The organism is Idiomarina zobellii (assembly GCF_900100855.1).
Taxonomy (GTDB): Bacteria; Pseudomonadota; Gammaproteobacteria; order Enterobacterales; family Alteromonadaceae; genus Idiomarina; species Idiomarina zobellii.
On record NZ_FNCB01000027.1, the window covers coordinates 1 to 4522 of the forward strand.

A 4522-nucleotide genomic window follows, 5' to 3' on the forward strand; every position below is an offset into this window, starting at 1 on the left:
ACACTGTCTCAGCTAACCATCCACTTTGAAGGTCGACTGGATGGCCACATAGATTTATGAAAACTTGGCTGACACAGAATATTGAACACTCTCGATGCTGCTTTCCAAAATTTAACTAATCTACCAGTCATAACTTTGTCTTTAAAAGCTAAAAGTTTCTCTCTAAGCTCTGGATCCTTCTCTGATTTACCAAAGGGTATATCGTCAGGAGCGCCATGAATTAGGGCAACAACTTTTAGATCTTGTTCAACCGCGTAATCAAATTCCTTTTCGGTGTAACTAATTCCATCATCTGTTGTAGAGCCGTAGCGCCCACCTATAACAAGTAAGTAGTAATCACAGTCGTCAATAACTTTTTTTATAAATTCCCACTGTTCTTCATCGGCAGCTGGGAATAATTCCATTCCAGCAGGAATACAGTCCATCTCCATGAGAGCCTGGATCACATGCTGCCTTTCCTCTTTCAAGTCAGCATATGTTGAACTTACGAAAACTTGATACCTTTTATCCATGAGACCTCATTTAATAGATGCGTCTAACGCCGCCAGCAGGGACCGAAAAACCAGAGCGAAGCGGCGGTTTTTTTGGCACCTCTGGCTGGCTTTGTTATACACTAAAGCTTGAAACTCCTAATCCATCGGTGGTAATTTTTCATCACACCTTTGGGCATTAGAGTGAGCCAGAACTTTTCCTGCGGCCGTAATTGTTAAAATAATAGGAATAGTGTCCCACCAATCTTTGAGAACCTTAAGATTTGGCCTTTTATCCCATTCTTCTATGAATGAATTGATATTGTTCTGCTTTAACCCGGCATCTTGAGAATAGAGATCGTAGATAGTGTTTATCGCTGTTTTTTGGGCTTCTGTTAAACTTACGGGCACAACGACCAAATCCCCACCGTGCAACACCTGTCGCTGCAGTTGAATAGAATCAATTTGCGTTCTACTAGGAATAGGAATTCTTACGTAGTCAGTATTTAAACTATGATCAACTAGTAGGCCTCTAGTTAAATTATTGCTATCCAGTATTTCCAATGCTTTAGTATGGTTTTCAGAGGACTTCTCTATGCCTACATCGACATAACCAGGAAGAATTTCGGGATAATACTGTTGTACTTTTTTTAAACCGCCAAACGAACTTAGGCGAACTGCATTTAAAATATCCAAGTGGTCAAGCCACTCATGGCCTGAAGGTAAATCTTCGTAGATTATCTTTCCAAATAGATCATTTAATACATCTAGGCCCTGATTAATATCACCGGTGACGGGCAGAAAACTATTTACAGCATGTGCGACTGTTAACCCTAATAAAGACTCATCAGAAACCTTATCAACAATGTCTACCGCGAGACTAATACCTGCTCTTGCAATGCGACTGTCACCCTTCTTGAATCGGTGAACAAGCAGTTCAGATAATAAATCATAGTCAGCAGGCCTTTCTGTAGAGGCTGCTGCTTTTTGTGCATCAACCAACAACAATTGAAAGCTTGGGTCTCCAAAAGCCTTCAGAGCACCGTCAACTCTTTCCATTTTTGGCATTAGTCTATCTTCAAACTCTGAGACCCTGGCGTTCGCGATTTCCAGAGCCTCCTGAGTATAATCCTGCCTTAACTGAAGGTTCATTTCTTGGAAGACTTCACGTGCACGTTTTTCATCAATTCCTACGTGCACAACCATTTGATCAGCTTGTAAATTTGTAGACTGATCTCCACCTTTTTGGCTTTGCTTATTCGTCATCCTTGCTACTGCCCATCTTAAAATCCCTACCAACCTGTATGTTCGTGGAATTATTCCCACCTTTTTGGCTTTGTCTATTTTTTCTGGAAGAAATAAACCAGCCTACAATCGCAAGAGGTAGCGCAATGGCAATACCACTAAAAAGCCAATCCTTATTCTCTGCTATCCAATCCATATCTATATTATCTTCCTGATTTTAGAGGTCCCGAGTTAGCAAAGGCATTTTGAGCATGCTCAGTTACATTCTACTGAGCTCACAATATCTAACCTTCATTCGTTGTTATGTCATTGACAGTAAACGACTTAAATACACATTACAACAAAGCGCGCAATATTGCCGCAATGCGTGTGCCGTGCATCCCTCGGGACATCCACACTTACTAATAACGGGACAGCTAGCATTAGTTGGGTAATTTGAAAGTCAGAGGGTCCGCTGCTCGCTCAAAGCGGACTCATTACTGAGAGCTGCAAACTCAATCGGTAACTGTAATCCTATCGTTACTAAATGGGAGAACACGAAGGCATCACGTCATCTGATACTCGTATATCATTTTATTCAAGTCTTGCCGACAGTAGACGCTTCCGCCAAAGATAGATGTTTTATAACAGGGTTGCTTTATTGTTGTATAGGAGTAGTTTAGTTGGTTGATAATTAACAAGTCTTCGAGAAGGAAAAATGAAATATTGTCATGTAATGTTTGCTTCATTACTGCTCTCTAACGCTGCCTTTGCAACTGATTTGACCGCTAAAGTAAACCAGTATTTCGAAGCGCAAGAAGCTGTAGAGCATAAGAATTCAACAAAAGCCGATGTTAGCAACTTACTTGCGCTGCTCACCAAAGATGCAACATTCGAGCATCCTAGGTTTAACGCCGTTCAATCAAAAGCCGAATACAGAAAAGGCCTGCTTTCCTATTTAGGAGAATATGGTGAATGCGATATCCAGGTAGAAAATGTCATTGAAGGGCTTAATGCTGTCACTGTCGAATACTTACACCTTTGCACTGATAAAAATGGGAATTCTAACCCTGAAGAGAATAAACAGAAGCTGGTTACTTTATTCGAATTCGAAAACAACAAAATAAAACTTATTAGGCACTACTTCTAATGAGTTATTAAAGTGTATCTCAACTGTATGTCAAATGAAGGATATCTAGGATGAGATACAAGGAGCATTAATTCTATCGGCATTCGGCATAGCAAAGCGAGATGCAAAATGCCGGAGTTAGAGCAAGCTACAACGGGAGGCAATTATGCCAGGTGCGTTCGCTCACTTAAGTGTTGCTAATGTTGCAAGAGAGCTTAAAGGGCTCAAAAGCTTAAATATCGACTCAAAAGTTAAAGCGCAACTAGGAAGTCATTTAGAGCTCATTGAACTGGGTGCTGTTAGTCCAGATTATCCATATTTGACCTTGACGCTGTTTGGCCGTAATGAGCAAACTGAATGGGCTGACTACATGCACCTCGGTGACACGAAACGAATTGTCAAAGCTCTTATTGAAAATACAAAGGCGCTAAGCGACGAAAATAAGTTGTTCGTTTTTCCGTGGTTAGCTGGATACATTTCGCATGTTATAGCTGATGTGACGATTCACCCAGTGGTTGAATGTCGGGTTGGTCCCTACGAGGGTAATGAAAAAGCGCATCGAATTTGCGAAATGAATCAAGATACCTACATATGGTTTGAAAGAACGGGGTTGGGTGAACCTGGCTACTGCGAGCGTATTACTGAGAATCTAACCAAGTACGACGTCGATGAGAAATTTAACCCTACTATTAGAAATGTTTGGTTGGCCGCACTGAGAGATGTATACCCAGAAGAGTTCGAACAGTCGCCGCCGGATATTGAGAGTTGGCACGATGGCTTTAGAAAAATTACTGGTACAGCTGAAGAAACGCACAAACTTTTTGAGTGGGCGCGACATGTTGCGGTCGATTCTGGCAGTGGTTATCCCTTGCGTGAAGAGGTGGACTTAACTTATATACGCGATTTGAAAACCCCAGCTAGTAATAAAAATTACGACGAAATATTTGACCTTGCAGTTGCCAATGTTCGGAAGTATTGGGAGTTTCTGGCGGCTGCTGTATTTGATGATGGCGATATCAGTATGTTCAAACATTGGAACTTAGATAATGGTGTTGATAGGGCGTCGGGCAAGCAGACTACGTGGGAGAACATATCATGAGACTTTTACTGGTTACCTTAGCTTCACTAATTTGCAATGCTTGCGCAGCTGAAAATCAGGCTTTATGCGATACGGAGGGTCGTTATGAAACAGCGTCTCACTTTTCTGACTTCGTGCAAAAGGTCAATTTTAAATATGTATTCGAGGACATTGAAGGACTGAGCAATGAGCAAATTATTGAGCAGGTCGCAAGCACAAATGAAGACTACCAAGCTATCCTCGACAACTTTAACGTTGAATCATACGTTGAAAACGGCAATTGGGTAATGCTTATGTGCGAGGGGAATTCTCTAATTATTGAGGACGCCGGATGCACGGCAAAAGTTGAAAAGGTTTTTGAATGCGGTGAACGACCGTCATGCGCTTTATCTAATAGTGCTTTTGAGGTGTGTAATTGAGGTGTGTAATTGAGGTGAGCTCATCAAAAGCACTTTTGAAGTCGTCAATTCTCTCTAATTGTGTAGACTTTAGTTAAGTATGTCTGGCGTCAAATTATAGTACGCTCTGAGCGAGAAGCGGTCATTATTAGTTCGAGAAATTTTACATCGTATTGATATACTAATGTCATGAAGTAGGCTGATTTTGTGGTTATACGATGAA

The 4522-nt window shown here is 41.2% G+C and carries 6 protein-coding genes; 3 read left to right on the forward strand and 3 right to left on the reverse strand.

The genetic code is table 11. From position 1 onward, the window contains the following. Nucleotides 1–8 precede the first annotated feature (8 nt). The 3 genes from BLT32_RS12670 to BLT32_RS12680 all read right to left on the reverse strand — a co-directional run bounded on the left by BLT32_RS12670 (nucleotide 9) and on the right by BLT32_RS12680 (nucleotide 1911). Nucleotides 9–512: a DUF4062 domain-containing protein gene (locus BLT32_RS12670; RefSeq protein WP_082343287.1), complete on the reverse strand. Its 504-nt coding sequence runs from the start codon at nucleotides 510–512 to the stop codon at nucleotides 9–11. A gap of 117 nt (nucleotides 513–629) precedes the next feature. Beyond that, nucleotides 630–1736, reverse strand: a complete 1107-nt coding sequence (locus tag BLT32_RS12675) for an LPO_1073/Vpar_1526 family protein (protein ID WP_053954628.1) — start codon at nucleotides 1734–1736, stop codon at nucleotides 630–632. Continuing rightward, on the reverse strand, nucleotides 1726–1911 hold the full coding sequence (locus tag BLT32_RS12680; protein ID WP_053954627.1) for a hypothetical protein: 186 nt from the start codon (nucleotides 1909–1911) through the stop codon (nucleotides 1726–1728). The genes BLT32_RS12675 and BLT32_RS12680 overlap by 11 nt, the downstream gene beginning before the upstream one ends. Before the next feature lie 519 nt (nucleotides 1912–2430). On the opposite strand from BLT32_RS12680, the gene BLT32_RS12685 reads away from it, so the two are divergent. The 3 genes from BLT32_RS12685 to BLT32_RS12695 all read left to right on the forward strand — a co-directional run bounded on the left by BLT32_RS12685 (nucleotide 2431) and on the right by BLT32_RS12695 (nucleotide 4320). Beyond that, a complete protein-coding gene (locus BLT32_RS12685; protein ID WP_235444022.1) occupies nucleotides 2431–2844 on the forward strand; it encodes a nuclear transport factor 2 family protein in 414 nt (137 codons plus the stop codon). 145 nt (nucleotides 2845–2989) lie between these two features. Next, a complete protein-coding gene (locus BLT32_RS12690; RefSeq protein WP_053954626.1) occupies nucleotides 2990–3922 on the forward strand; it encodes a zinc dependent phospholipase C family protein in 933 nt (310 codons plus the stop codon). After that, a complete protein-coding gene (locus BLT32_RS12695) occupies nucleotides 3919–4320 on the forward strand; it encodes a hypothetical protein (protein ID WP_053954625.1) in 402 nt (133 codons plus the stop codon). The genes BLT32_RS12690 and BLT32_RS12695 overlap by 4 nt, the downstream gene beginning before the upstream one ends. Nucleotides 4321–4522 lie beyond the last annotated feature (202 nt).

Bases quoted from the DNA above. Each gene is read 5' to 3' on its own strand.
- BLT32_RS12675 (WP_053954628.1), bottom strand. From the start codon at position 1,736: ATGACGAATAAGCAAAGCCAAAAAGGTGGAGATCAGTCTACAAATTTA.
- BLT32_RS12690 (WP_053954626.1), top strand. From the start codon at position 2,990: ATGCCAGGTGCGTTCGCTCACTTAAGTGTTGCTAATGTTGCAAGAGAG.
- BLT32_RS12670 (WP_082343287.1), bottom strand. From the start codon at position 512: ATGGATAAAAGGTATCAAGTTTTCGTAAGTTCAACATATGCTGACTTG.
- BLT32_RS12680 (WP_053954627.1), bottom strand. From the start codon at position 1,911: ATGGATTGGATAGCAGAGAATAAGGATTGGCTTTTTAGTGGTATTGCC.
- BLT32_RS12685 (WP_235444022.1), top strand. From the start codon at position 2,431: ATGTTTGCTTCATTACTGCTCTCTAACGCTGCCTTTGCAACTGATTTG.
- BLT32_RS12695 (WP_053954625.1), top strand. From the start codon at position 3,919: ATGAGACTTTTACTGGTTACCTTAGCTTCACTAATTTGCAATGCTTGC.